The sequence below is a fragment of the Streptomyces sp. NPDC029138 genome (genome assembly GCF_055564375.1).
This window is the reverse complement of sequence record NZ_JBVHWM010000005.1, coordinates 61,146-83,786: the sequence shown is the minus strand read 5'-3', so window position 1 is coordinate 83,786 and position 22,641 is coordinate 61,146. Positions and strand designations below refer to the sequence as shown.

The window sequence follows — 22,641 nt, the reverse complement described above, 5'->3', positions numbered from 1 at the left end:
CCCTTCCGCTGTTCGGGGGATGGGTCCCGATAGGCTCGAACCGCGCAAGCGGAGCCCATGGCCTGCCCGGATGGTGGAATGCAGACACGGCGAGCTTAAACCTCGCTGCCCCTTCGCGGGCGTGCCGGTTCAAGTCCGGCTCCGGGCACCTTCTCCTGTACGACGTCTGAGGCGCGGGACGGCTGCTCCAGCGCCGGGCTCCTCCGCCTCACTCGTAAAAGGGTGCGTCCTCCCATGGATGGGAGACACCGAGCTTCGAGGACGAGACGCATCCCAGGACTGCGGGGGTGGACCTGGTAGTCGACGACGGCACCGCCGGCGGACGCTTCGCCGGGGACCGGATCAGCTACATGCTCGCCCGGCCGCACGAGCGCCCGCCGCGGCCGACCTGCTACCGGCACCCCGGGGAGGCCCGCCGCACGCACTTTGACCCGGGCTGAGGGGTGATCCTCGTGGACGTCGCCATCGGTTCGCAGGCGCTGCACCACCGTTGACAGCCGCACCCTGCGGTCGGAGACTCGCCGCAGAAGTGAAGGAAACTTCACCATGCGAACGCTGGAGAGCCGGCGGTGAGGAAGGGGACGGTCGATGAGTACCACCGTGGGGATCATCGGGGCGGGGCCCGCCGGGTTGTTGCTCGCGCGGTTGCTGTGGCGGGGCGGGATCGAGGCGGTCGTTCTGGAGAGTCGGGACCGGGCCTACGTCGAGCGGCGGCAGCGGGCCGGGATTCTGGAGCAGGGGACGGTCGACGTGCTGCGCGCCGCCGGGGCCGGGGAGCGGATGGACCGGGAGGGGCTGCGGCACGACGGGATCGAGCTGCGGTTCGACCGGCACCGGCACCGCGTCGACTTCCCCGCGCTGACCGGCGGGCGGTCCGTGACCGTCTACGCCCAGACCGAGGTCTGCAAGGACCTCATCGCGCTCCAGCTGAAGGAAGGCGGGCCGTTGCTGTTCGAGGCCGAGGCGCTGGCCGTGGAGGGGGCGGAGAGCGACCGGCCGCGGATTCCCTTCCGGCACCAGGGGCGCGAGGACGTGCTGGAGTGCGACTACGTCGTCGGCTGCGACGGGTTCTGGGGGGTCGCGCGCCAGGCCTTCCCGGCGGGGATCTCCCGGGTGTTCGAGCGGTCGTACCCCTACGCCTGGCTCGGCATCCTCGCCGACGTCGCGCCCTCGCACGACGAACTCGTCTACGCCCGCCACGAGCGCGGCTTCGCCCTGCTGTCCATGCGGTCGCCGGCCGTCTCGCGGCTCTACCTCCAGGTGCCCGCCGGAACGCAGGCCGCGCAGTGGAGCGACGAGGCGATCTGGGACGAGTTGGAGCGGCGGTTCGAGACGGACGACGGCTGGCGGCTGGAGCGCGGGGCCGTCACCCAGAAGTCGGTCACCCCCATGCGCTCCTTCGTGCACGAGCCGATGCGGCACGGCCGGCTCTTCCTCGCCGGCGACGCCGCCCACATCGTGCCGCCGACCGGCGCCAAAGGGCTGAACCTCGCCGTCGGTGACGTCGTCACGCTGGCCCGGGCCCTCGCCCACGAGAAGGAGACCGGCTCCCCGGACCTCCTCGACGCCTACTCCGCGACCTGCCTGCGCCGCGTCTGGCAGGCCGAGCGGTTCTCCTACGACATGACGACCCTGCTGCACCGCGCCCCGGACGCCACCGCCTTCGACGCCCGCCTCCAGCTGGCCCGGCTGGAGCGGATCGCCTCCTCCCGCGCGGCCGAGACCGATCTGGCCGAGGCGTACACAGGGTTTCCGCTCGGTTAGCCGACTGTCCATGGCCGGGAATCAGACGCCCGCGTAGCGTGTTGGGCAGCACAGCAGGGGGAAAGATCGGCAGGGGAAGATCCGTAGGGGGCGGATCCTCCTCAAGTATCATGGTCGATCCTTTGCCAATCCATTACTCTTGAGCCAAGGCTGCGCTCGGCAGCCATGGAGGAGTGAAATGAGGAGCAGTAACCCGGTCTTCTCGCGACGGGGGTTCAGCCGCGACAACGGCTACGCCGGCTTCAACACCGCACCGCAGGCCGGGTACGCACAGGGCAACCCGTACGCGCAGAACCCCTACGCGCAGAACCCGTACGCACAGCAGGGCGTCGGCGCCCCGCCCCAGGCCCCGGCCACCACCGACCGGATGACCATGGACGACGTCGTCGTCCGCTCGGCCATCACGCTCGGCACGGTCGCCGTCGGCGCCGCCCTCGCCTGGGCCCTGCTGCCCGTCTCGGGCACCAGCTACGGCCTCGCCATCGGCTCCGCGCTGATCGCCTTCGTCCTGGCGATGGTCCAGAGCTTCAAGCGCAACCCGTCGCCCGCGCTGATCCTCGGGTACGCCGCCTTCGAGGGCGTCTTCCTCGGCGTCATCAGCGAGATGTACAACAGCCGCTGGAGCGGCGCGCCCTTCCAGGCCGTGCTCGGCACCATGGCCGTATCGGGTGCCACCCTGCTCATCTACAAGGCCGGCTGGATCCGCGTCACCGCCCGCTACGCCCGCATCGGCATCGCCATCGCGATGGCCTTCCTGGTGGTCATGGCGGTCAACCTGCTGCTGGTCGCCTTCGGTGTCGCCGAGGACGGCGGACTGCGCAGCTTCGGCCCGCTCGGCGCGCTGGTCGGCATCATCGCGATCGTGCTCGGCGCGTTCTTCCTGACCCTCGACTTCAAGCAGATCGAGGACGGCATCGCCTACGGCGCCCCGCGCAAGGAGGCCTGGCTCGCCGCGTTCGGACTCACCCTGACCCTGGTGTGGATCTACGTGGAGATGCTGCGGCTGGTGGCGATCTTCAGCAGCAACGACTAGCGCCGACGCCGGTCAGCGGCAGAGCGGCAGGGCCCCGGGCGATCCGCCCGGGGCCCTGTGCCGTTCAGAGCAGCTTGCGCGCTGCCCTCCTCAGGTCGTACTCGTGCACGATCGCCTTCGCGTGGCCGTACGCGAGGTCGTACTCGTGCCGGAGCCAGCTGACCTTCTCCTCGAAGCGGAACAGAGAGGGGCCTTCTTCGACGGTGCGCAGCCAGTCGGAGACTTCACGACCGGTGCAGTGCGGGATGCGGGCGAGCAGATTGCGGTGGGTCTCCTCCGAGAAGACGTGGGACATCGGCGCCTCCGAACGCAAAGGGGATGTAAGCCGGTCCTTCACGTCACCGTGCCTGAGCGTTCGCGTATTGGCAACAGTGCGGGGCGTTACGCTCGGCGGGTGGTTGATACGACGCCCTTGACCCAAGCAGTGGATCACTTCGCCGACCGGTTGCGGGCGGCACCGCAGAGCCGGCTCCAACGAGGCGCTGCCGCTGAGGCCTTGGCCCTGGCCCGGGAGCTTTCCCGGCGGGCCCAGCTGATGGAGGAGCCGGGATGTGAGCCTCGGGAGATGCCGGACGCGGGAATGTTCGCCGCGGCGGATCAGATTCTGGTGGCCGCGCATGACCTCGCGGTCGTGTTGCGCAGTGACGAGCAGGTCGCCGAGGCCGTGCGGTGGGTGGAGGAGGCGCGGAAGAGGGCGGGCGTGTGAGGTCCGTTCGCGGGCGCGCGGGCACGTGAGGGGTTGCTCGCGCCCACGCGGCGGAGCCGCATGTCGGACACAGCCCGCGCCCCTTTCGGGGCGCCGCGCTACAGGGACGCTATGACGCGATCCGCCAGGATGTAGACCGTCTCCTCGCCGCACGCGAACGTCAGGGTGTACGCGCCGGAGATGCCCGAGCCGCCCAGGAGGTACGGGCTCTCCCCGGACTCCAGGGCCCTCGCCAGGCGTTCCGCCGTCTCGCGGTGGCCCGGGGTCATGCACAGGGTGGTGCCGTCGGCGAAGACGTAGACGTCGAGCGTGCCGAGCGGGCCGGGGCGCACGTCGGAGAGTTCGACGCGCTCGGCGGCCAGCTCTTCCAGCGTGGTGACGGTGCGCTCGTGGTCGTTCACGGCCGGTGACTGCACCGGGACGAAGTCGGGATGCGAGGGGTGCCGGCGGCGGGCCGCGGCCAGCTCCGGGGACTCCCCGGCGAACTCGTCGGCGTCGGCGCCCGGCTCGGCGACCGGCTCCAGCGGCTCCAGGCCCACGAAGTCCGCCTGGCGGGGCAGGAACACGTCGGCCTCCGGCAGGCCGTACAGCGACGGCGTGTCGGAGGCGTCACGGGCCTCCTGCGCCGCCCAGAAGGCGCGCGCCTCGGCCAGCTCGCGCTCCCGCTCCTCGGCGAGCGCCTCGGCCACGGCCGCGCGTATCTGGTCGGCGTCGGCGGCGGTGCGGGCGTTCGGCAGGAGGGCGCGGGTCGTGGCCGCCTGGCCGTCGGCGAGCTGCCGCTGTAGCTCGGTGAGCTGACGGCGCAGCTTCAGCACGGTGCGCAGGACGGCGACGCCCACGGCGCCGGTGGCTGCCGTGGTGAGCAGCAGGGCGATCGGCATGGCGCTCACTGACATACTCCTGGTTCAGGTCGACCCCCGACTTCCTACATCAGCTTGAAGGGCGGACTAACCAGCTGTCAGTGCGTAACGTCACGAAACGGACAGGACTTTGGGTTCGTGGTTTCGTCGTGCGCCATGCTGCCCCGCGCTGACCTGCGCCGATGTGCCTGGCGAGCGAGATAGGTCACATCCTGGGGGAGATTGGATCACAGAAAGGCCCAGAACCGTGCTGTTTCCTGGGTTCTGGGCCCTTCTGCGACGTAACGTGCGTGGCCCGCTACGGACGGTGGGTCAGCTGAGGCGCTCGATGACCATCGCCATGCCCTGCCCGCCGCCGACGCACATCGTCTCCAGGCCGAACTGCTTGTCGTGCCACTGCAACGAGTTGATGAGCGTGCCGGTGATACGGGCACCCGTCATGCCGAAGGGGTGGCCGACGGCGATGGCGCCGCCGTTGACGTTCAGCTTGTCGAGGTCGATGCCCAGCTCCTGGTACGAGGGGATCACCTGGGCGGCGAAGGCCTCGTTGATCTCGACCAGGTCGATGTCGCCGATGGTCAGGCCGGCGCGCTGGAGGGCCTGCTTGCTCGCCTCGACCGGGCCGAGGCCCATGATCTCCGGGGACAGGCCGGAGACACCGGTGGACACGATCCGGGCGAGCGGGGTCAGACCCAGGTCGCGGGCCTTGGTGTCGGACATGATGACGAGCGCGGCGGCGCCGTCGTTCAGCGGGCAGCAGTTGCCGGCCGTGACGAGTCCGTCCGGGCGGAAGACCGGCTTCAGGCCCTGCACGGCCTCCAGGGTGACGCCGGCGCGCGGGCCGTCGTCCTTGCTGACCACCGTGCCGTCGGGGAGGGTCACCGGGGTGATCTCGCGCTCCCAGAAGCCGTTCTTGATGGCCTCCTCGGCGAGGTTCTGCGAGCGGACGCCGAACTCGTCCATCTCCTGGCGGGTGACGCCCTTCCAGCGGGCCAGGTTCTCGGCGGTCTGGCCCATCGCGATGTAGGGGTCGGGCAGCAGGCCGTCCTCGCGCGGGTCATGCCAGGTCGTGCCCTCCTGCTGGGCGACGGACTCGGTGCGGGCCTCGGCCTCGGCGAACAGCGGGTTGTGCGTGTCCGGCAGGCCGTCGGAGCTGCCCTTGACGTAGCGGGAGACCATCTCGACACCGGCCGAGATGAAGACGTCGCCCTCGCCGGCCTTGATGGCGTGCAGCGCCATGCGGGAGGTCTGGAGGGACGAGGAGCAGTAGCGGGTGATCGTGCAGCCCGGCAGGTGGTCCATGCCCATCTGTACGGCGACGATCCGGCCGAGGTTGTGGCCCTGCTCGCCGCCGGGGAGGCCGCAGCCGAGCATCAGGTCGTCGATGTCCTTGGGGTCCAGCTCGGGGATCTTGGCGAGTGCGGCCTGGATGATCGTGGCGGTGAGGTCGTCGGGGCGCAGGTCCTTCAGGGAGCCCTTGTTCGCGCGGCCGATGGGGGAGCGGGCGGTCGAGACGATGACGGCTTCGGGCATCACGGCTCCAGTGGCGGATTTTTTTGGCAGGGCAGGTGGGAAGTTACCCGTACGTATGGGCCAGGTCACCGGTGTTGCGGTGTGACACTGACCGCAATTGTCTAAGCGCTTGCTTGGCTGCGCGCGGGGAGTTGTCAGAGCGACGGGGTCGCCGGCTCGGCCTCCGGTACCCGGCGCCGGCGCCTCCGCTTGAGCAACGCCCACGGCCCCCGCGGACCCGTCGGCATGGCCGCCGTCACCTCGGTGCCGGCCTCCGACGCGGCCTCGGCCGCCGCGCGCGCCACCGGCAGGAAACCCTCGCGGCGCGACACGTCCGGCCGTTCCTCCTGCGCCGGCCACAGGCCCAGCGCCGCGCACACCGTGGGCAGGACGGCCATGGCCGCGGTCGCGTAGCCCTCCGCCGACGGGTGGTAGTTGTCCGGCCCGAACAGCTCCCGCGGGTTCGCCTCGAACTCGGGGCCGAGCAGGTCGCCCAGCGACACCGTGCGCCCGCCCTGCTCCACCACCCCGATCGTCTGGGCCGCCGCCAGCTGCCGGGACGCCCGCCGGGCCAGCCAGCGCAGCGGCTGCTGCACCGGCTCGATCGTGCCGAGGTCGGGACAGGTGCCGACCACCACCTCGGCGCCGGCCGTGCGCAGCCGTCGTACCGCCGTCGCCAGGTGCCGTACCGAGCGCGTCGGCGGCATCCGGTGGGTCACGTCGTTCGCGCCGATCATGATCACGCAGATGTCCGGGACCGGGGAGGGCGAGGACAGCACCAGCGCCACCTGGCGGTCCAGGTCGTCGGACCGGGCGCCCGGCACCGCCACGTTCCGCAGCTCCACCGGGCGTTCGGCCACCGCCGCCAGCCCGGACGCCAGCAGCGCCCCCGGGGTCTGGCCCGCCCGGTGCACGCCCTGTCCCGCCGCCGTGGAGTCGCCGAGCATGGTCAGGCGGAGCGGCGGTTCGCCGGGGATGTCGTACGTGTGCCCGTACACGCCGTCGGCCGCCGGTACCCGCCCGCCGCTGCCGTTGCCCACATGGCGCCGCGCCAGTCGCACCTCCGCCAGCACCAGACCGACGACGGCCGCGCCGATGAGCCCGACCCCGCCCCCGCCGTACGCCGCCCCGGCCGCGATGCGCCGGGCCACTCGCGCCCTCGACATCCTCGTCATGCGTCGCCGCCACCTCCTCGTAGCCGTATCCACTCCTTGCCCCGTACAGACCGTGCGCCAATCTCAACGGGGAGTGAACGACCGTCCCCGCCACACAGCTGGCCTTAGGCTGGCGACACCACTACGAACAGTTCTTTTGCAGCGACCGGAGACAACGGTGCGATACCACGACTCGATGATCAGCCTCGTCGGCAACACCCCGCTGGTGCGGCTCAACAGCGTGACCAAGGGCATCCAGGCGACCGTCCTGGCCAAGGTGGAGTACTTCAACCCGGGCGGTTCCGTGAAGGACCGCATCGCCCTGCGCATGATCGAGGCGGCCGAGCAGAGCGGGGAGCTGAAGCCGGGCGGCACGATCGTCGAGCCGACCAGTGGCAACACCGGCGTGGGACTCGCCATCGTGGCCCAGCAGAAGGGCTACAAGTGCATCTTCGTGTGCCCGGACAAGGTGAGCACCGACAAGATCAACGTGCTGCGGGCGTACGGCGCCGAGGTGGTCGTGTGCCCGACCGCCGTGGCCCCGGAGCACCCGGACTCGTACTACAACGTCTCCGACCGGCTGGTGCGCGAGACGCCCGGCGCCTGGAAGCCCGACCAGTACTCCAACCCCAACAACCCGCTCTCGCACTATCACTCGACCGGCCCCGAGCTGTGGGAGCAGACCGAGGGGAAGGTCACCCACTTCGTGGCGGGCGTCGGCACCGGCGGCACCATCTCCGGCACCGGCCGCTACCTGAAGGAGGCCAGCCAGGGCAAGGTCAAGGTCATCGGCGCCGACCCCGAGGGCTCCGTGTACTCGGGCGGCTCCGGACGGCCGTACCTGGTCGAGGGCGTCGGTGAGGACTTCTGGCCGACCGCCTACGACCGCACCGTCGCGGACGAGATCGTCGCCGTCTCCGACAAGGACTCCTTCCAGATGACCCGCCGGCTGGCCAAGGAGGAGGGCCTGCTGGTGGGCGGCTCCTGCGGCATGGCCGTCGTCGCCGCGCTGAAGGTCGCCGAGCGGCTCGGCCCGGACGACGTCGTGGTCGTGCTGCTGCCCGACAGCGGCCGTGGCTACCTCAGCAAGATCTTCAACGACGAGTGGATGGCCGACTACGGCTTCCTGGAGGACGAGGGCCCCAGCGCCCGCGTCGGCGACGTCCTGAGCCACAAGGCGGGCGCCTCCATCCCGTCGCTGGTGCACATGCACCCGGAGGAGACCGTCGGCCAGGCCATCGAGGTGCTGCGCGAGTACGGCGTCTCGCAGATGCCCGTAGTCAAGCCGGGCGCCGGTCACCCGGACGTGATGGCCGCCGAGGTCGTCGGCTCGGTCGTGGAACGGGAGCTGCTCGACGCCCTGTTCAGCAAGCGGGCCTCGCTGGAGGACCCGCTGGAGAAGCACATGTGCGCCCCGCTGCCCCAGGTCGGCTCCGGCGAGCCGGTCGGCGACCTGATGCAGGTGCTGGGATCGGCGGACGCCGCGATCGTGCTGGTCGAGGGCAAGCCGACCGGTGTGGTCAGCCGGCAGGACCTTCTGGCCTTCCTGGCCAAGGGCGGCACCAAGTAGCCGACTTGGACGAGGGCCGGGGTTCGCGGAAGTGGTACGAGCGTGTCACGTGCGCGCAGCACCCGCTTAACACGCGTCCGGCACATTGGTGGATGTCGGCGGGCGGGAGCGGCTCCCCGTCCCGGCCGGCACAGAACGGCGCCAAGGACCTCCGGAGCGGCTCCCGGACCTCCATGGACGCCACGGACGCGCAAGCCCGGTCCTGACCCGGCCCGCGTCCCTCGCGGGGACCGCCGTCGTCCCGCCCCCCGGAAACGGGGGTGCGGCGGTCCCCGCGCACCCCCCTTCGCGGCTGAACCGCCGCCGCTCTCGCGGAGGTGGCTGCTCGCCGTCGTGACTCCTCAGTTGATGTCTGCGGTAGTCGTCGCCTTCCAACTCCCCAGCAGGGCGAGCCGTTCCGCCGTCTCCGAACCCGGCTCCGGCGTGTACACCACGATCGTCTGTTCCGGGTCCGCCGGGATCGTCAGGGTCTCGTACGGCAGGGTCAGCAGGCCCGCGACCGGGTGCCGTACCTTCTTCACGCCGTACGCGCACTCGCGGACCTCGTGGTCCGTCCACAGCCGGCGGAAGTCCTCGCTCTTCAGGGTCAGTTCGCCGACCAGCGCGCACAGGCCGGGATCGTCGGCGTACCGGCCCGCCAGCAGCCGCAGCTGGGCCACCGTCTGCGCGGCGACCGCCACCCACTCCGGGTACAGCTCCCGGGAGGCCGGGTCGAGGAAGACCAGCCGGGGGACGTTCCGCTCGGCCGGTGCCAGGCGGCTGAAGCCGTTGACCGCGTCGCCGAGCGCGTTCCAGGCGAGCACGTCCATGCGGCGGCCCAGCACGAACGCCGGGCTGTGCTCCATGCCGTCGAGGAGGATCTGCACGCCGGGGCGCACGCGGGGCGCACCGGCCGGTTTCCGCCGCTGCCGGCGGGGGCGCGCCACCGTGCGCAGGTACGCGTGTTCCGTCTCGTCCAGCCGCAGCACCCGCGCGACCGCGTCCAGCACGGCGTCGCTGACGCTCGTCCCCCGGCCCTGCTCCAGCCGGATGTAGTAGTCGACGCTCACGCCCGCGAGCTGGGCCACCTCCTCGCGGCGCAGCCCCGGCACCCGGCGCCGCCCGTGCGTGGGCAGCCCGACCTCCTCCGGCCGGATGCGGGCGCGGCGCGAGCGCAGGAAGTCGCCCACCTCTGCTTCGGTCCAGTCCCCGTCCATACGCAGATCGTAGGCGAGCGGTGCCCGTCCGTCCTGGTACTGGCAGACCCAGGAAAAGCGCATCCCTGGGTACGGCTGCCGGACGCGGTGAGAGTGGTGTCAGCCGCCGGGGAGCCTTCCCCGGGGCTTGACGCCTGGGAGGTACCCCCACCGCCCAGTGACCCACGAGGGAGCACCCATGTCGTACGAGAACCTGTCCGGCCGTACCGCCGTGATCACCGGAGCCGCCAGCGGCATCGGCGAGGCCGTCGCCCTGCATCTGGCCGCCGAGGGCGCCCGGGTGGCGCTGCTCGCCCGGCGCGCGGACCGGCTGGACGCGCTGGTGGAGAAGATCCGGGCGGAGGGCGGCCAGGCGCTCGCCGTGGCCGCCGACGTCACCGACGACGCGTCCGTCGAGGCCGCCCGGGACCGGGTCCACGAGGCGTTCGGCGCCGTCGACCTCGTCGTCAACAACGCCGGAGTCATGTTGCCGAACCCCGTCGAGGAGGGCCGGCTCGACGAGTGGCAGCGGATGCTCGACACCAACGTCACCGGCGTGCTGCGGATCATCCGCGCCTTCACCGCCGACCTGCTGGCCGCCGCGGCCGAGGGGCGCACCGCCGACCTGGTGAACATCTCCTCCATCGGCGCCCACGTGACCTTCCCGAACTACGGGGTGTACGGGGCGACCAAGGCGGCCGTCACCTACCTGTCGCAGAGCCTGCGCGGCGAGCTGGGGCCGCGGGACGTCCGGGTCACCAACATCGAGCCGGGACTGACGGAGACCGAGCTGGCGTCGCACGTCGGCAGCGCGGAGCTGTCCGGGCAGCTGGACGAGATGTTCGGGGCGATCGGGGGGCTCTCCGCGGCGGAGGTGGCCGACGTCGTCGCCTACGCCACCAGCCGCCCCCGGCACGTCAACCTGCGCCAGATCATGGTGCTGCCGACCCGGCAGGCGTGACCCCAACGGGGCCGGTCACTCGCCCCGCACCGGGGGCGCCGCCGCCCCGCCGGTCACTCGCCCCGCGCCGGGCCGTCGTGGTCGCGCCGGCCGGCGAAGAGGTCCGGGTTGAGCCGTACGGCCTGCACCGCGTTGACGCCGACGATGCCGAGCCAGGTGACCACCATCCCGGACAGCCCGGCGAGGGCACCCGCGATGGCGGACAGCGGGATCGCCAGGACCAGCGTGATCAGGGCGAAGCCGTAGCGCTCGCCCCAGGAGTCGGCCGGCTTCGGCCGCCGCGTCTCGCGTGCCGTCACCATCTGCCGCTCGGCCAGCTGCCGCCGCACCCGGCGGTCGACCGCGTCGTCGATCCGCTGCTCGACCTTCTCCAGGAAGGACTCCACCAGCGCGGAGTCGTAGTCGTCGCCCAGTTCCCTGCGGGCGCGCACGGTCGCGTCGAGGTCCTTCCTGAGGTTCGGGTCCTTCCTGAGGTCGGCGTCCCGTGGATCGAGTGTGCTCATGCCGGTCAGCCTAGGGAGCGGTCGGCTCGACGGCACTGGGGCTAGCCCCCCGGTCCGGGTTCGGGCCGGCCACCGTGTTCCGGCGCGCGACCAGCCAGTACAGCAGTGCCGGTACGGCCAGGCCGACGATCCAGGAGATGTCCGCACCGCCCAGCGGGTCCACCAGCGGGCCGGTGTAGAAGCTCGTGGCGAGGAACGGCAGCTGGGCGAGAAGTCCGGCCGCGTACACGGCGAGGGCGTCCCAGCGCCAGGCGCCGTAGCGGCCGTGCGGGTCGGCGAGGGCCGGGAGGTCGTAGCGCTCCTTGGAGATCAGGTAGTAGTCGACCAGGTTGATCGCCGACCAGGGCGTGAAGAAGGTCAGCAGGAACAGCAGGAAGTCCTTGAAGGAGGACAGGAAGCTGTCCTTGCCCAGCAGGGCCACCGCGGTTCCGGCGACCATCACCAGCCCGATGTACGCCGCCCGGCCCGCCCGGGACAGCTGCCGCTGCCCGCGGAAGCCGCTCACGCCCGTCACCATCGACATGAAGCCGCCGTAGGTGTTGAGGACGTTGACGGTGAGCTTGCCGAGCGCGATCACGAAGTAGAAGAAGGACGCGGCCAGCCCGGTGCCGCCGAGGGCGACGACATAGCCGACCTGGCTCGCCAGGAACTTCTCGCCGGCCGTGGCCGCGACCAGCACCCCGAAGGTCATCGACCACTGACTGCCGAGCGCGGAGCCGGACAGCGTCCACCAGAAGGTGGCCTTCGTGGACGTCGTGCGCGGCAGATAGCGCGAGTAGTCCGCCACGTACGGGCCGAACGCCAGCTGCCAGGACGCCGACAGGGACATCGCCAGCAGGAACATCGGCAGCGAGAAGTGGGCGTCGTGCAGCAGCGCGGAGGTGTCGGCGCGGTCCAGGAGGCGTACGGCGAGGTAGACGAAGGCGAGCGCGCAGATGATGCCGGCGACCCGGCCGAGGGCGTGGATGACCCGGTAGCCGACGGTCGCCGTGACCGCTGTGACGGCCGCGAAGACGACGATCCCGGTGGTGTCGTTCGTGTGGGTCAGCTCGCCCACCGCCTGCCCGGCGAGGACGCTGCCGGACGCGAAGAAGCCGACGTACATCACGATCACCAGCAGCAGCGGTACGACCGCCCCGCGCACCCCGAACTGCGCCCGTGACTGGATCATCTGGGGCAGGCCGAGCTTCGGGCCCTGGGCGGAGTGCAGGGCCATCACCGCGCCGCCGAGCAGGTTGCCGAGCAGCAGGCCGACGACCGACCAGACCACGTCCCCGCCGAAGACGACCGCCAGGGCGCCCGTGACGACGGCCGTGATCTGGAGGTTGGCGCCGAGCCAGAGCGTGAACTGACTGAAGGCCGTGCCGTGCCGTTCCTCGTCCGGGACGACGTCGATGGAGCGCACTTCCACGAGCTGAGCCATGCGTTCTCCCCACACTGGGCTGTATAACGGTATGCAGCGACACACTGTCTGAATAGACGGCCCGTGTTTGTCAATGCCTCGGCGCTGTACTCTCCCGGGGCGTCGAGGAATCCGGAGGGGGAGTACGTGATGAGCGGGACCGACAGCCCTGCCAACCGATTGCAGGCGCTCTTCGAGGGCCACCGGCTCACGCCGACCCAGCGCCGCATCGCGCACAGCATGGTGCGCCGGGCCGCCGACGTGCCCTTCCTGTCCAGCGTGGAGCTGGCCGAACTGGCCGGGGTCAGCCAGCCGTCGGTGACCCGGTTCGCGGTCGCCCTCGGCTTCGACGGCTACCCCGCCCTGCGCAAGCACCTGCGCGAGGTCGTCCCGGCCGAACCGGCCGCCGGGGGCGGGGCCGCCGCCTACAACGAGTACCAGCAGGCCGTCGAGGCCGAGATCGAGAACCTGAGGCACCTCGCCGAACTGCTCGCCGACCCGCGCCCGGTGCAGCGGGCCGGCCGGATCCTCGCCGCCTCCCGCCCGCTGCCGGTGCTCGGCCTGCGCGCCGCCGCCTCCCAGGCGTACGGCTTCGCCTACTTCGCCGCCAAGGTGCACCCGGACGTCCGGCTCCTCAACGAGGGCGGCACGATGATCCACGACCGCATCGACGCCGCCGTCCGCGCGGGCGCCACCGCCCTACTGTGCTTCGCGCTGCCCCGGCACCCGCGCGAGGTCGTGGACACCCTCGCCTACGCCAAGGACGCCGGCCTGACCGTGGTCACCGTCGCCGACTCCGCGTTCGCGCCCGTCGCCAAGTACTCCGACCTGCTGCTTCCCGCCGCCGTCGGCACCGGGCTCGCCTTCGACACCGCGTGCGCGCCGATGCTGCTCGGCCGGGTGCTGCTGGAGGCGCTCTGCGACGACCTGCCGGACGCCCAGGCCCGCCTGGAGGAGTTCGACGCGAAGGCGGCGGCCCGCGGCCTGTTCGTCGAATGACGGGGACCCGCCGCTCTCAGATTCGTCTCACGTTCTGCTATTAGCTTCCCTACGAGACATACACGCTTGGGGACACGTGACACGGGAGGCTGACGTGGCGCGCGGAGGACAGGGGCTGGCTCGGGTGGCCGTCGTCGTACGGGCGGGGGCCGCACCGCTGTGGTGGCTCGGGGTGGTCGCGGCGGGGATCGGGGCCGTGCCGGAGGGAGTGACCGGGCGCCGGATCGGCGTGTCGGCCGGGGCGGCGCTGTTCCTGGTCGGCGCGGCCGTCGTGGCACTCGTCCGGCGGGGCCGGTACACCGCCCTCGCCCGCGGGGCGGCCCGCGCGGGCAAGTACGACGTCCTTCAGGACCGGGCGGTGACCGTGCGCGCCTGGCGCCGGGGCCACCGCTGGTGGCTGCTGCTGGGCTGGGCGGTCGCGCTCGGCTCCGCCTTCGCCGTGCCGGCGGCCGGCGGCATGCTGCTGGCCGGGCTCGGCACCGGGCTGCGGCTGAAGGCGGCCTGGCTCGGGCGGCTGGAGCGGGCGCGGGAGACGCTGCTGTGGGTGCGCGTCGACTGGCTCGACCGGCGTGGCGGGCGCCCGGTGGGCAAGGCCGTGAAGGGCCTGCGCGGTACGGGCGTCGCGGCCGGCGACGCGGCCCCGGGCGGGGCCCGCCGCCGTACCGCCGCGCTGGTCTGAGCCGCCGTCAGACCTCCAGGTCCTCCTCGATCCGCTTCAGCTGGTGCCGGGCCATCGCCAGGTTGGCCCGGCCCGAGTCGAGCACCAGGTAGAGGAACAGGCCGTTGCCGCCCCGGCCCTTGAGGAGACGGATCAGGTGGTACTGGTCCGTGAGGGTGATCAGGATGTCCTCGATCTCGGCCTTGAGGCCCAGGTGTTCCATCGTGCGCATCTTGGCGCGGATCACGTCGGTGTTGCCGGCGGCGGCCACGTTCAGGTCGAAGCTCTTGCCGCCGCCCATCGTGCCCAGCGCCATTCCGCTGGTGTAGTCGACGAGCGCGACACCGGTGGCGCCCTCTATGGAGGTGAGGGCTTCCTTCAGCGCGGTCTCGGTGTTGGCCATGGTGGTCCTTTCAACTGTCGGTTGCGGTGCGTGCCTCGGCGGCCGTGGTGCGGGGCGCGCGGGGCGTACGGGTTCGTGCGGGGGTGGTCCGGGGGAGCGGGCGTGCGGCCTCGGCGGCGTCCAGCAGCTCCCCGATGCGGGCGCCGGCCCGGCGGCCCTCCAGGTGCAGCCGGCCCACGTTGACCCGGTCCTGGGCGAGCAGGGTCAGGACGGCGGTGCGGCCGGCCGCGTAGGTGGCGATGTAGCCGCGTTCGCCGCGCACCAGCAGCTCCCGGAAGCCGCCGTGCCCGGTGGCGTCGGTGACCCGCACGGCGACGCCGAGCGCGGCGGCGGTGAGCGCGGCCAGGCCTTCCGGGTCGACCCCGGGGGTGTCGTGGGCGACGACGAGGCCGTCGACGCCGGCCGCGAGGGCGCCGGTGAGCTGCGGTACCCGGGTGCGCAGCCGGAGCAGCTCCTCCAGGACGGTCCGCAGGTCCTCTTCGGCCACCATCAGGTGTCTCCTCTCGGCGGGGCGGTGCCGTTCAAAGCGCCTCCAGCGCATCCCTGAGCCTCTTCAGCAGCGCGATGTCGGGGTCGGTGGTGACCTGGGCGAGCGGGGGTGGGGGCGGCGGGGCGGGTGGTGCCGTGGGCAGGGGTGCGATCTGCCCGGCCGCCGTGAGCCGGCGCACGTCGACCAGCGTGTGGAACGCCTGCCGGCCCAGGTTCCGGGCGATGTCGGCGGCCGTGCGGACGCCGTCCACGCGGTCCAGGACGGCCCGCTGCCGGGGCGTGACCGGGGGCGCGTGGGCCGCAGAGGTGGCTGCCCCGGCCCGGGTGGCCGGCGTGGTGGCCGCGGCCGGGTTCGCCGGGTCCGCAGGGTTGGCCGCGGCGCGGCCGGTGGCCGGGTCCGCAGGGTTCGCCGGGGCGCGGCCGGTGGCCGGGTCGGCGCGGATCAGTGGGGCGGTGTCGGCGGCCGGGTCGGGCCACAGCCGGTGCAGCAGCAGCCGGCGGCGCAGCGTCTCGCGTTCCAGCGCGACGACCGGGACCGAGGGCAAGGGGCCGAGCCGGGGCGTGGAGTCGTACCGGAACCGTCCCGGCGTGCTGCTCGGCGCCAGCGCGAAGTACCCGGCGTCGTACAGCGCGTCCAGATGGCACAGCTCCAGCGCGCCCGTGGGCAACACCCCGGACCGCAGCAGGAGTTCGGCCGCGTGCAGGGGGCCGGTGGTCCGTGCCGCCGCCTGCTGCCAGGCGGCGCTCGCGAGGGTGCCGTGGGCCGTGAGGAGCACGTCGAGGCCGGGGGCGAGGGGACTCTCGGCGTGCACCACCCGGCCCTCGGCGAGGTGCAGGACGCCGTGTTCGCGGACCAGGATGCCGGTGGCCCGCTCCTCGGCGAGCCGGGTCAGCATCGGGGACAGGGCGCGTCCGGCCCCCTTGTCCCGGACCGGGAGGGCCGGCGGCGGGGTGCTGACCACGGTCATCCCAGCACCAGCCGGGCGGCCATCTCGCCGAGCCGGATGCGGGCGAGCGCGAGGTTGCCCTCCTCGCGGCCGAGCCACAGGTGCAGGAACACGCTGCTGTCGAAGGACGTGTCCACGAAGCGCAGCAGGTGGTAGCTGTCCCCGTTGCTGATGATCACGTCCTCCACGGGGGGCAGGTCGTCGCCGCCCGCCGCGAAGGTGCCGTGCTCGGCTGCCATCCGGGCCAGTTCGGCGGCCTCGGCGGCGGTCGTCTCGTGGTCACCGCCGGGCGCCTCCCCGACCGCGCCGAGGGCCAGTCCGCTCGTCCAGTCCACCAGCGCGGCTCCCCGGGCACCGGGTAACCGCATCGCTTCCAGCAAGCACTCGTCGATTCCGGGCACCGTGGCTCCCCTCCCGCCTGGGAATCCGGCTGAGTGACGCCGACACTACGCAACGTGTGTGCGGGAGGTGAGGCCTTTGGCATTTTCCGTTGGAACATGCGCCGGGCGTACTAGTGTGGGTCAACTGACCTGTGTGACACGAGAGTTGATCATCACGGCGAGGGGTGCGCGTCGGTCGCGCCCGGGAGGCCGGTCAGCGCGGACGTGTGCGCCCCGCCGGACTCCGCCACCACCTCGGCGACGGTCTGCGGCTCCCGTACGGTCGCGAAGGCGACGCCCCCCTCGCCGTCCGGCGCGTAGCCGTAGATGCCCGGCCGGGCGAGGGAGTTGTAGGCGTAGTGGTGGGCGAAGTAGTACGCGCCCGTGTCCAGCGCCGCCGCGTAGTCGCCCTGCTCCAGCAGCGGCAGCGCGCGCCCCTCGGCGAGCAGGTCACCCGAGAAGCAGGCCGGCCCGGCCACGTCCTGCACCACCTCCGCTCCCGCCTTCGGCCGCCCCCCGGCGTCGTACGCGGCGATCCGCAGCGGCCACGCCCCCGGCACGTACACCGTCCGCGTCGCCACCTGCACGCCCGCGTGCGTCACCGCGATCCGCCGCCCGCCCGCGCTCTTGGTGTACTCCACCCGGGCCACCACCGTCCCGTACCTGGCCAGCAGCGACCGCCCGAACTCGGTCACCAGCCCGTACCGCCCGTCGAACAGCCCCGGCACCTGCTCGGCCAGCAGCCGCGCGTAGGCGGCGTACGACGGCGTCGTCTCCTCCGACGCGAGGTTCACCGGCAGCCCGCCGCCGATGTCGATCGTGTCGACCTGCCGTCGCCCGGCGACCGCGTTGATCTCCTCCGCGAGCGCGTACACCTCCGCCGCGCCCCGCGCCAGCAGCGGCAGCGGGATGCCCTGCGAGCCGGTGTGCGCGTGCAGCCGGGTCAGCCACGGCCGGTCCGCGTACGCCCGTACGACCCAGTCGCGCGCCCCCTCGTCCCGCAGCGCCACCCCGAACTTCGAGGTCCGCGTGGCCGTGGAGGTCGCCCCGATGGTGCCGCCGCCGATCTGCGGGTTGACCCGGAGCCCGAGCGGGGACCGGGTGGGCGTGGCGCGCACGAGGGTGTCGAGCCGGTCCAGCTCCTGCGGGTTGTCCGCGTTCACCGCGACGCCCAGGGCCAGCGCCTCCCGCAGCTCCGCCGGGGTCTTCGCCGGCGAGTCCAGCACCGTGCGGGCGGGCGGCACCCCGGCCGCCCGGGCCAGCGCCAGCTCGCCGGGGCTCGCGACCTCCGCGCCGATGCCCGCCTCGTGCAGCAGCCGCACCACCGGCACCAGCGGGGTCGCCTTCACCGCGAAGGCGTGCAGCACGGGTGTGCCGGGCGCCGTGACCGCGTCGAACGCCGCCCGCAGCGCCGCCGCCGACTCCCGGATGCCGATGACGTCCAGCAGCCCCACCACGGCCGCGTCCGGGCCCAGCAGCCTCCGCTCTACGGCCGCCCGCACGGCCCGGTCGCGGCGGGCCATCCGTCCCCGCGCCTCGCTCCCGATGTCCTCGACCGTCTCGATCTCCGCCACGGCTTCTCCGTCCTGTCTCGGCCACCAGTGCTTCCAGCCAAACACCCGCCGCGCGCGGACGGGGCCGTCCCGGTGTATTGACTAGCTCTATTCAGACCTACAGGATGTGAATAGACGTAGGCACAGGAGGAGGCAGACGATGTCGGGACCCCGCCCCGTACGAGCACCGCGCGGCACGGAACTGAGCGCCCTGGGATGGCAGCAGGAAGCCGCTCTGCGCATGTTGCAGAACAACCTCGACCCCGAGGTCGCCGAGCACCCCGACAAGCTCGTCGTCTACGGCGGCACCGGCAAGGCCGCCCGGGACTGGCGCTCCTTCGACGCCATGGTCCGCACCCTGAAGACCCTCAAGCAGGACGAGACCATGCTGGTCCAGTCCGGCCGCCCGGTCGGCGTGATGCAGACCCACGAGTGGGCCCCGCGTGTCCTCATCGCCAACTCCAACCTGGTCGGCGACTGGGCCAACTGGGAGGAGTTCCGCCGCCTGGAGGCCCTCGGCCTGACCATGTACGGCCAGATGACCGCCGGCTCCTGGATCTACATCGGCACCCAGGGCATCCTCCAGGGCACCTACGAGACCTTCGCCGCCGTCGCCGCGAAGAAGTTCGGCGGCACCCTGGCCGGCACCATCACCCTGACCGCCGGCCTCGGCGGCATGGGCGGCGCCCAGCCGCTCGCCGTGACCATGAACGACGGTGTCGCGATCTGCGTCGACTGCGACCCGCGCGCCATCGAGCGCCGCATCGAGCACCGGTACCTCGACGTCAGGGCCGACTCCCTGGACCACGCGCTCCAGCTGGCCGTGGAGGCCCGTGACGCGCGCCGTCCGCTGTCCATCGGCGTCCTCGGCAACGCGGCCGAGCTGGTTCCGCAGCTCCTCGCCATGAACGCCCCCATCGACATCGTCACCGACCAGACCTCCGCCCACGACCCGCTGTCCTACCTCCCGGTGGGTGTGCCCTTCGAGGACATGGCCTCCGAGGCGGCGAAGGACCCGGCCGGCTTCACCACCCGCGCGCGCGAGTCCATGGCCAAGCACGTGGAGGCCATGGTCGGCTTCATGGACGCCGGCGCCGAGGTCTTCGACTACGGCAACTCCATCCGGGGCGAGGCCCAGCTCGCCGGCTACGACCGGGCGTTCGCCTTCCCCGGCTTCGTCCCCGCCTACATCCGCCCGCTGTTCTGCGAGGGAAAGGGCCCCTTCCGCTGGGCGGCCCTGTCCGGCGACCCGGCCGACATCGCCAAGACCGACAAGGCGATCCTGGAGCTGTTCCCCGAGAACGAGTCCCTCGCCCGGTGGATCAAGTTGGCCGGTGAGAGGGTCCACTTCCAGGGCCTGCCCGCGCGCATCTGCTGGCTCGGCTACGGCGAGAGGGACAAGGCCGGTGAGCGCTTCAACGACATGGTGGCGAGCGGTGAGCTGGCCGCGCCGCTGGCCATCGGCCGCGACCACCTCGACTGCGGGTCCGTCGCCTCGCCGTACCGGGAGACCGAGGCCATGCTCGACGGGTCCGACGCGATCGCCGACTGGCCGCTGCTGAACGCGATGGTCAACGTGGCCTCGGGCGCCTCCTGGGTGTCCATCCACCACGGTGGCGGCGTGGGGATGGGGCGGTCCATCCACGCGGGGCAGGTGACGGTGGCCGACGGTACGAAGCTCTCTGCCGAGAAGATTCGCCGGGTGCTGACCAATGACCCCGGGATGGGTGTCATTCGGCACGTGGACGCCGGGTACGACATCGCGGAGTCCGTCGCGGGCGAGCGGGGGGTTCGGGTGCCTATGCGTGAGGGTGGCGAGGCGTGACCGTCGGCAAGGGCGGGCACGGCGACTCTCCGGTGGGGGCTGAGGTCTCGTCGCCGTCCTCGGGTTCGGCTGTGCCACAGCCTGTACGGCCTGTACGGCCTGCGGGTTCGGATGCGCCACAGCCTGTACGGCCTGTGCGGTCTGCGGGTTCGGGTGGGTCACAGGCTGTACGCGGTGTCTCCTTCCATGAGATGTGGCGCGAGCTGCTTCCCATCGGGCGGCACTCCGAATCCGGTGGGTACCGGCGCTACGCCTGGACCGGGGCGGACGCCGAGTGCCGGGACTGGTTCCGGCAGCAGGCCGAGGGCCGTGGGCTCTCGTACGAGGTCGACCGGAACGGGAATCAGTGGGCCTGGCTGGGGGATCCGGCCGCCGGGGACGCCGTCGTCACCGGGTCGCATCTGGATTCCGTGCCGGACGGCGGGGCCTTCGACGGGCCCCTCGGGGTCGTGTCCTCCTTCGCCGCGCTGGACGAACTGCGCGGCCGGGGCGTGGAGTTCGCCAGGCCCCTCGCCATCGTCAACTTCGGGGACGAGGAGGGGGCCCGGTTCGGGCTCGCCTGTGTCGGCTCCCGGCTCACCGCCGGGCAACTGACCGTCGAGCAGGCCCACCGGCTCACCGACGGGGACGGGATCAGTCTGCCCCGGGCCATGGAGGCGGCCGGGTACGACCCCGACGCCATCGGGCCCGACCCCGAGCGGCTGGCCCGGATCGGCGCCTTCGTGGAGCTGCACGTCGAACAGGGCCGCGCGCTGGACCTGTCCGGCGACCGGGTCGGCGTCGCCAGTGCCATCTGGCCGCACGGCCGGTGGCGGTTCGACTTCCGGGGCGAGGCCAACCACGCCGGCACCACCCGGCTGGTGGACCGCCGGGACCCGATGCTGTCGTACGCCGAGACCGTGCTCGCCGCCCGCCGCGAGGCCGAACTCGCCGGTGCCGTCGCCACCTTCGGGAAGATCATCGTCGAGCCCAACGGGGTGAACGCGATTCCGTCCCTCGTGCGCGGGTGGCTCGACTCCCGTGCCGCCGACCAGGAGACCCTGGACACGGTCGTCGGGGGCGTGGAGAAGGCCGCGCGCGAGTACGCCGCCGCGCACGGCATCGACCTCGGCGTCGTCCGGGAGTCCTTCACCCCGGTCGTGGAGTTCGACCACGCCCTGCGGGACGAACTCGGCCGCATCCTGGGCAAGGACACCGAACTGAAGGTGCCCGTGCTCGGGACCGGCGCCGGACACGACGCCGGAATCCTCTCCGGGAGCGTCCCGACCGCCATGCTGTTCGTGCGCAACCCCACCGGTGTCTCGCACTCCCCGGCCGAGTTCGCCGCCGAGGACGACTGTGTGGCCGGGGTGCGCGCACTCGCCGACGTACTGGAAGGGCTGGCCCGCAGGTGACCAAGGGGACCTACTGGTTGGAGCACGCCTGGCTCGGCACCTATGTCGAGCCGGGGGTCACGGTGGAGGTGGCGGACGGGCGGATCGGCGCCGTCCGCACCGGGACGCCCACGCCGCCGCCCGGCGCCGAGGTGCTGCGCGGGCTCACCCTGCCTGGGCTCGCCAACGCCCACAGCCACGCCTTCCACCGGGCGCTGCGCGGCACCGTCCAGGTCGGCTCCGGCACCTTCTGGACCTGGCGCGAGGTGATGTACTCCGTCGCCGACCATCTGACCCCGGAGACCTACCACACCCTGGCCCGCGCGGTGTACGCCGAGATGGCCCTCGCCGGCATCACCTGTGTCGGCGAGTTCCACTACGTGCACCACGCCCACGGCGGCACCCCCTACGCCGACCCCAACGCCATGGGGGAGGCGCTGATCGCCGCCGCCGCCGAGGCCGGCATCCGGATCACCCTCCTGGACACCTGCTATCTCTCCTCGGGCTTCGGGGAGCCGCCCAACGCGCACCAGCTGCGGTTCTCCGACGGCAGCGCGGAGGCCTGGGCCGAACGCTGTGCAGTTCTCAAGGAGCGGGATCACGCGCGGATCGGGGCGGCGATTCACTCCGTACGGGCCGTGCCCGCGGGGCAGTTGGCGACCGTGGCACGCTGGGCCGAGGAGCGGCGGGCCCCGCTGCATGTGCACCTGTCGGAGCAGACCGCCGAGAACGACGCCTGCCTCGCCGCGCACGGCCGCACGCCCACCCGGCTGCTCGCCGACCACGGCGTCCTCGGGCCGCGCACCACCGGGGTGCACAACACCCACCTCACCGACGAGGACATCGCCCTGCTCGGCGGCTCGGGCACCGGCACCTGCATGTGCCCGACGACCGAGCGGGACCTGGCCGACGGCATCGGCCCGGCCGTCGCCCTCCAGCGGGCCGGCTCCCCGCTCTCCCTCGGCTCCGACAGCCACGCCGTCATCGACCTGCTCGAAGAGGCGCGCGCCATGGAGCTGAACGAGCGGCTGCGCACCCGCACCCGGGGCCACTGGACGGCCGCCGCCCTGCTGCGGGCCGCCACCGCCGACGGCCACGCCGCCCTCGGCTGGGACGACGCCGGCGCCATCGAGCCCGGCGCGCTCGCCGACCTGACGACGATCGCCCTGGACTCGGTCAGGACGGCCGGGACACTGCCCCGGCTGGGCGCCGAGACGGCCGTATTCGCGGCGGGCGCGGCGGACGTACGGCATACGGTCGTGGGCGGCCGGCACGTCGTACGCGACGGCGCGCACACGCTCGTACCGGATGTGCCGCGGGCGCTGGCCGCCGCCGTCGAAGCCCTGCGCGGCTGAGCAACGCCGACCCCCACGA

General features: G+C 72.5%; 23 protein-coding genes and 1 tRNA gene. 12 read left to right on the top strand and 12 right to left on the bottom strand.

What is annotated here, in order from left to right; translation table 11 throughout:
- Nucleotides 1-64: 64 nt before the first annotated feature.
- The 4 genes from ACZ4WH_RS07410 to ACZ4WH_RS07395 all read left to right on the top strand — a co-directional run bounded on the left by ACZ4WH_RS07410 (nucleotide 65) and on the right by ACZ4WH_RS07395 (nucleotide 2,797).
- A tRNA-Leu gene (locus ACZ4WH_RS07410) sits at nucleotides 65-148 on the top strand.
- 139 nt (nucleotides 149-287) lie between these two features.
- Entirely contained in the window at nucleotides 288-440 is a 153-nt protein-coding gene (locus ACZ4WH_RS07405; RefSeq protein ID WP_468177557.1) for a hypothetical protein, read from the top strand.
- A gap of 148 nt (nucleotides 441-588) precedes the next feature.
- On the top strand, nucleotides 589-1,764 hold the full coding sequence (locus ACZ4WH_RS07400; RefSeq protein ID WP_468177555.1) for a 4-hydroxybenzoate 3-monooxygenase: 1,176 nt from the start codon (nucleotides 589-591) through the stop codon (nucleotides 1,762-1,764).
- Between the two features lie 178 nt (nucleotides 1,765-1,942).
- Nucleotides 1,943-2,797 carry a Bax inhibitor-1/YccA family protein gene (locus tag ACZ4WH_RS07395; RefSeq protein WP_468177553.1) on the top strand — a complete coding sequence of 285 codons (855 nt, stop codon included), beginning with the start codon at nucleotides 1,943-1,945 and terminating at the stop codon, nucleotides 2,795-2,797.
- 64 nt (nucleotides 2,798-2,861) lie between these two features.
- Here ACZ4WH_RS07395 and ACZ4WH_RS07390 read toward each other — a convergent pair whose 3' ends face one another.
- Complete coding sequence (locus tag ACZ4WH_RS07390; RefSeq protein WP_361471129.1) at nucleotides 2,862-3,092, bottom strand: DUF4287 domain-containing protein; 231 nt, start codon at nucleotides 3,090-3,092, stop codon at nucleotides 2,862-2,864.
- A 99-nt stretch (nucleotides 3,093-3,191) separates the two neighbouring features.
- Here ACZ4WH_RS07390 and ACZ4WH_RS07385 point away from each other — a divergent pair, with 99 nt between their 5' ends.
- Nucleotides 3,192-3,503 carry a hypothetical protein gene (locus ACZ4WH_RS07385; RefSeq protein ID WP_468177550.1) on the top strand — a complete coding sequence of 104 codons (312 nt, stop codon included), beginning with the start codon at nucleotides 3,192-3,194 and terminating at the stop codon, nucleotides 3,501-3,503.
- A gap of 98 nt (nucleotides 3,504-3,601) precedes the next feature.
- Here the strand turns inward: ACZ4WH_RS07385 and ACZ4WH_RS07380 are convergent, their stop codons facing one another.
- The 3 genes from ACZ4WH_RS07380 to ACZ4WH_RS07370 form a co-directional block, all read right to left on the bottom strand.
- A complete protein-coding gene (locus ACZ4WH_RS07380) occupies nucleotides 3,602-4,384 on the bottom strand; it encodes a hypothetical protein (protein WP_468177866.1) in 783 nt (260 codons plus the stop codon).
- A gap of 291 nt (nucleotides 4,385-4,675) precedes the next feature.
- A complete protein-coding gene (locus ACZ4WH_RS07375) occupies nucleotides 4,676-5,896 on the bottom strand; it encodes an acetyl-CoA C-acetyltransferase (RefSeq protein WP_468177548.1) in 1,221 nt (406 codons plus the stop codon).
- A 134-nt stretch (nucleotides 5,897-6,030) separates the two neighbouring features.
- Nucleotides 6,031-7,050, bottom strand: a complete 1,020-nt coding sequence (locus ACZ4WH_RS07370; RefSeq protein WP_468177546.1) for an SGNH/GDSL hydrolase family protein — start codon at nucleotides 7,048-7,050, stop codon at nucleotides 6,031-6,033.
- 157 nt (nucleotides 7,051-7,207) lie between these two features.
- Between ACZ4WH_RS07370 and ACZ4WH_RS07365 the strand changes: the two genes are divergently transcribed.
- On the top strand, nucleotides 7,208-8,599 hold the full coding sequence (locus ACZ4WH_RS07365; RefSeq protein WP_468177544.1) for a cystathionine beta-synthase: 1,392 nt from the start codon (nucleotides 7,208-7,210) through the stop codon (nucleotides 8,597-8,599).
- Nucleotides 8,600-8,940: 341 nt separating this feature from the next.
- On the opposite strand, the gene ACZ4WH_RS07360 is transcribed toward ACZ4WH_RS07365, so the two are convergent.
- Nucleotides 8,941-9,795: a helix-turn-helix transcriptional regulator gene (locus tag ACZ4WH_RS07360; RefSeq protein WP_468177542.1), complete on the bottom strand. Its 855-nt coding sequence runs from the start codon at nucleotides 9,793-9,795 to the stop codon at nucleotides 8,941-8,943.
- A 178-nt stretch (nucleotides 9,796-9,973) separates the two neighbouring features.
- On the opposite strand from ACZ4WH_RS07360, the gene ACZ4WH_RS07355 reads away from it, so the two are divergent.
- Entirely contained in the window at nucleotides 9,974-10,735 is a 762-nt protein-coding gene (locus tag ACZ4WH_RS07355; protein ID WP_468177540.1) for an SDR family oxidoreductase, read from the top strand.
- 53 nt (nucleotides 10,736-10,788) lie between these two features.
- On the opposite strand, the gene ACZ4WH_RS07350 is transcribed toward ACZ4WH_RS07355, so the two are convergent.
- A complete protein-coding gene (locus tag ACZ4WH_RS07350) occupies nucleotides 10,789-11,238 on the bottom strand; it encodes a hypothetical protein (RefSeq protein ID WP_468177538.1) in 450 nt (149 codons plus the stop codon).
- 10 nt (nucleotides 11,239-11,248) lie between these two features.
- On the bottom strand, nucleotides 11,249-12,661 hold the full coding sequence (locus ACZ4WH_RS07345) for a purine-cytosine permease family protein (RefSeq protein ID WP_468177535.1): 1,413 nt from the start codon (nucleotides 12,659-12,661) through the stop codon (nucleotides 11,249-11,251).
- A 129-nt stretch (nucleotides 12,662-12,790) separates the two neighbouring features.
- Here ACZ4WH_RS07345 and ACZ4WH_RS07340 point away from each other — a divergent pair, with 129 nt between their 5' ends.
- Together ACZ4WH_RS07340 and ACZ4WH_RS07335 are read left to right on the top strand one after the other, a co-directional pair.
- Nucleotides 12,791-13,639, top strand: a complete 849-nt coding sequence (locus ACZ4WH_RS07340; protein ID WP_468177533.1) for a MurR/RpiR family transcriptional regulator — start codon at nucleotides 12,791-12,793, stop codon at nucleotides 13,637-13,639.
- 94 nt (nucleotides 13,640-13,733) lie between these two features.
- Entirely contained in the window at nucleotides 13,734-14,318 is a 585-nt protein-coding gene (locus ACZ4WH_RS07335) for a hypothetical protein (protein WP_468177531.1), read from the top strand.
- 7 nt (nucleotides 14,319-14,325) lie between these two features.
- Here the strand turns inward: ACZ4WH_RS07335 and ACZ4WH_RS07330 are convergent, their stop codons facing one another.
- The 5 genes from ACZ4WH_RS07330 to ACZ4WH_RS07310 form a co-directional block, all read right to left on the bottom strand.
- Nucleotides 14,326-14,700 carry a roadblock/LC7 domain-containing protein gene (locus ACZ4WH_RS07330; protein ID WP_468177529.1) on the bottom strand — a complete coding sequence of 125 codons (375 nt, stop codon included), beginning with the start codon at nucleotides 14,698-14,700 and terminating at the stop codon, nucleotides 14,326-14,328.
- Nucleotides 14,701-14,710: 10 nt separating this feature from the next.
- Nucleotides 14,711-15,190, bottom strand: a complete 480-nt coding sequence (locus ACZ4WH_RS07325) for a roadblock/LC7 domain-containing protein (protein ID WP_468177527.1) — start codon at nucleotides 15,188-15,190, stop codon at nucleotides 14,711-14,713.
- Between the two features lie 31 nt (nucleotides 15,191-15,221).
- Nucleotides 15,222-16,157, bottom strand: coding sequence for a transcriptional regulator (locus ACZ4WH_RS07320; protein WP_468177525.1), 936 nt, complete (start codon nucleotides 16,155-16,157; stop codon nucleotides 15,222-15,224).
- Nucleotides 16,154-16,537, bottom strand: coding sequence for a hypothetical protein (locus tag ACZ4WH_RS07315; RefSeq protein ID WP_014673138.1), 384 nt, complete (start codon nucleotides 16,535-16,537; stop codon nucleotides 16,154-16,156). The genes ACZ4WH_RS07320 and ACZ4WH_RS07315 overlap by 4 nt, the downstream gene beginning before the upstream one ends.
- Nucleotides 16,538-16,689: 152 nt before the next feature.
- Complete coding sequence (locus ACZ4WH_RS07310) at nucleotides 16,690-18,039, bottom strand: type III PLP-dependent enzyme domain-containing protein (RefSeq protein ID WP_468177864.1); 1,350 nt, start codon at nucleotides 18,037-18,039, stop codon at nucleotides 16,690-16,692.
- Nucleotides 18,040-18,229: 190 nt separating this feature from the next.
- Here ACZ4WH_RS07310 and hutU point away from each other — a divergent pair, with 190 nt between their 5' ends.
- The 3 genes from hutU (at nucleotide 18,230) to ACZ4WH_RS07295 (ending at nucleotide 22,622) form a co-directional block, all read left to right on the top strand.
- Complete coding sequence (gene hutU, locus ACZ4WH_RS07305) at nucleotides 18,230-19,894, top strand: urocanate hydratase (RefSeq protein WP_468177523.1); 1,665 nt, start codon at nucleotides 18,230-18,232, stop codon at nucleotides 19,892-19,894.
- A gap of 191 nt (nucleotides 19,895-20,085) precedes the next feature.
- Entirely contained in the window at nucleotides 20,086-21,288 is a 1,203-nt protein-coding gene (locus ACZ4WH_RS07300) for an allantoate amidohydrolase (RefSeq protein ID WP_468177521.1), read from the top strand.
- Nucleotides 21,285-22,622 (top strand): formimidoylglutamate deiminase, encoded by a 1,338-nt coding sequence (locus tag ACZ4WH_RS07295; RefSeq protein ID WP_468177519.1) that lies wholly within the window; start codon nucleotides 21,285-21,287, stop codon nucleotides 22,620-22,622. Before ACZ4WH_RS07300 ends, ACZ4WH_RS07295 begins: the two co-directional genes overlap by 4 nt.
- Nucleotides 22,623-22,641 lie beyond the last annotated feature (19 nt).

Excerpts from the sequence above, each read along its gene's own strand:
- ACZ4WH_RS07330 (WP_468177529.1), bottom strand. The coding sequence starts at position 14,700 with ATGGCCAACACCGAGACCGCGCTGAAGGAAGCCCTCACCTCCATAGAG.
- hutU (WP_468177523.1), top strand. The coding sequence starts at position 18,230 with ATGTCGGGACCCCGCCCCGTACGAGCACCGCGCGGCACGGAACTGAGC.
- ACZ4WH_RS07380 (WP_468177866.1), bottom strand. The coding sequence starts at position 4,384 with ATGCCGATCGCCCTGCTGCTCACCACGGCAGCCACCGGCGCCGTGGGC.
- ACZ4WH_RS07400 (WP_468177555.1), top strand. The coding sequence starts at position 589 with ATGAGTACCACCGTGGGGATCATCGGGGCGGGGCCCGCCGGGTTGTTG.
- ACZ4WH_RS07340 (WP_468177533.1), top strand. The coding sequence starts at position 12,791 with ATGAGCGGGACCGACAGCCCTGCCAACCGATTGCAGGCGCTCTTCGAG.
- ACZ4WH_RS07390 (WP_361471129.1), bottom strand. The coding sequence starts at position 3,092 with ATGTCCCACGTCTTCTCGGAGGAGACCCACCGCAATCTGCTCGCCCGC.
- ACZ4WH_RS07325 (WP_468177527.1), bottom strand. The coding sequence starts at position 15,190 with ATGGTGGCCGAAGAGGACCTGCGGACCGTCCTGGAGGAGCTGCTCCGG.
- ACZ4WH_RS07395 (WP_468177553.1), top strand. The coding sequence starts at position 1,943 with ATGAGGAGCAGTAACCCGGTCTTCTCGCGACGGGGGTTCAGCCGCGAC.
- ACZ4WH_RS07370 (WP_468177546.1), bottom strand. The coding sequence starts at position 7,050 with ATGACGAGGATGTCGAGGGCGCGAGTGGCCCGGCGCATCGCGGCCGGG.
- ACZ4WH_RS07350 (WP_468177538.1), bottom strand. The coding sequence starts at position 11,238 with ATGAGCACACTCGATCCACGGGACGCCGACCTCAGGAAGGACCCGAAC.
- ACZ4WH_RS07375 (WP_468177548.1), bottom strand. The coding sequence starts at position 5,896 with ATGCCCGAAGCCGTCATCGTCTCGACCGCCCGCTCCCCCATCGGCCGC.
- ACZ4WH_RS07360 (WP_468177542.1), bottom strand. The coding sequence starts at position 9,795 with ATGGACGGGGACTGGACCGAAGCAGAGGTGGGCGACTTCCTGCGCTCG.
- ACZ4WH_RS07310 (WP_468177864.1), bottom strand. The coding sequence starts at position 18,039 with ATGGCCCGCCGCGACCGGGCCGTGCGGGCGGCCGTAGAGCGGAGGCTG.
- ACZ4WH_RS07300 (WP_468177521.1), top strand. The coding sequence starts at position 20,086 with ATGTGGCGCGAGCTGCTTCCCATCGGGCGGCACTCCGAATCCGGTGGG.
- ACZ4WH_RS07320 (WP_468177525.1), bottom strand. The coding sequence starts at position 16,157 with ATGACCGTGGTCAGCACCCCGCCGCCGGCCCTCCCGGTCCGGGACAAG.
- ACZ4WH_RS07355 (WP_468177540.1), top strand. The coding sequence starts at position 9,974 with ATGTCGTACGAGAACCTGTCCGGCCGTACCGCCGTGATCACCGGAGCC.
- ACZ4WH_RS07345 (WP_468177535.1), bottom strand. The coding sequence starts at position 12,661 with ATGGCTCAGCTCGTGGAAGTGCGCTCCATCGACGTCGTCCCGGACGAG.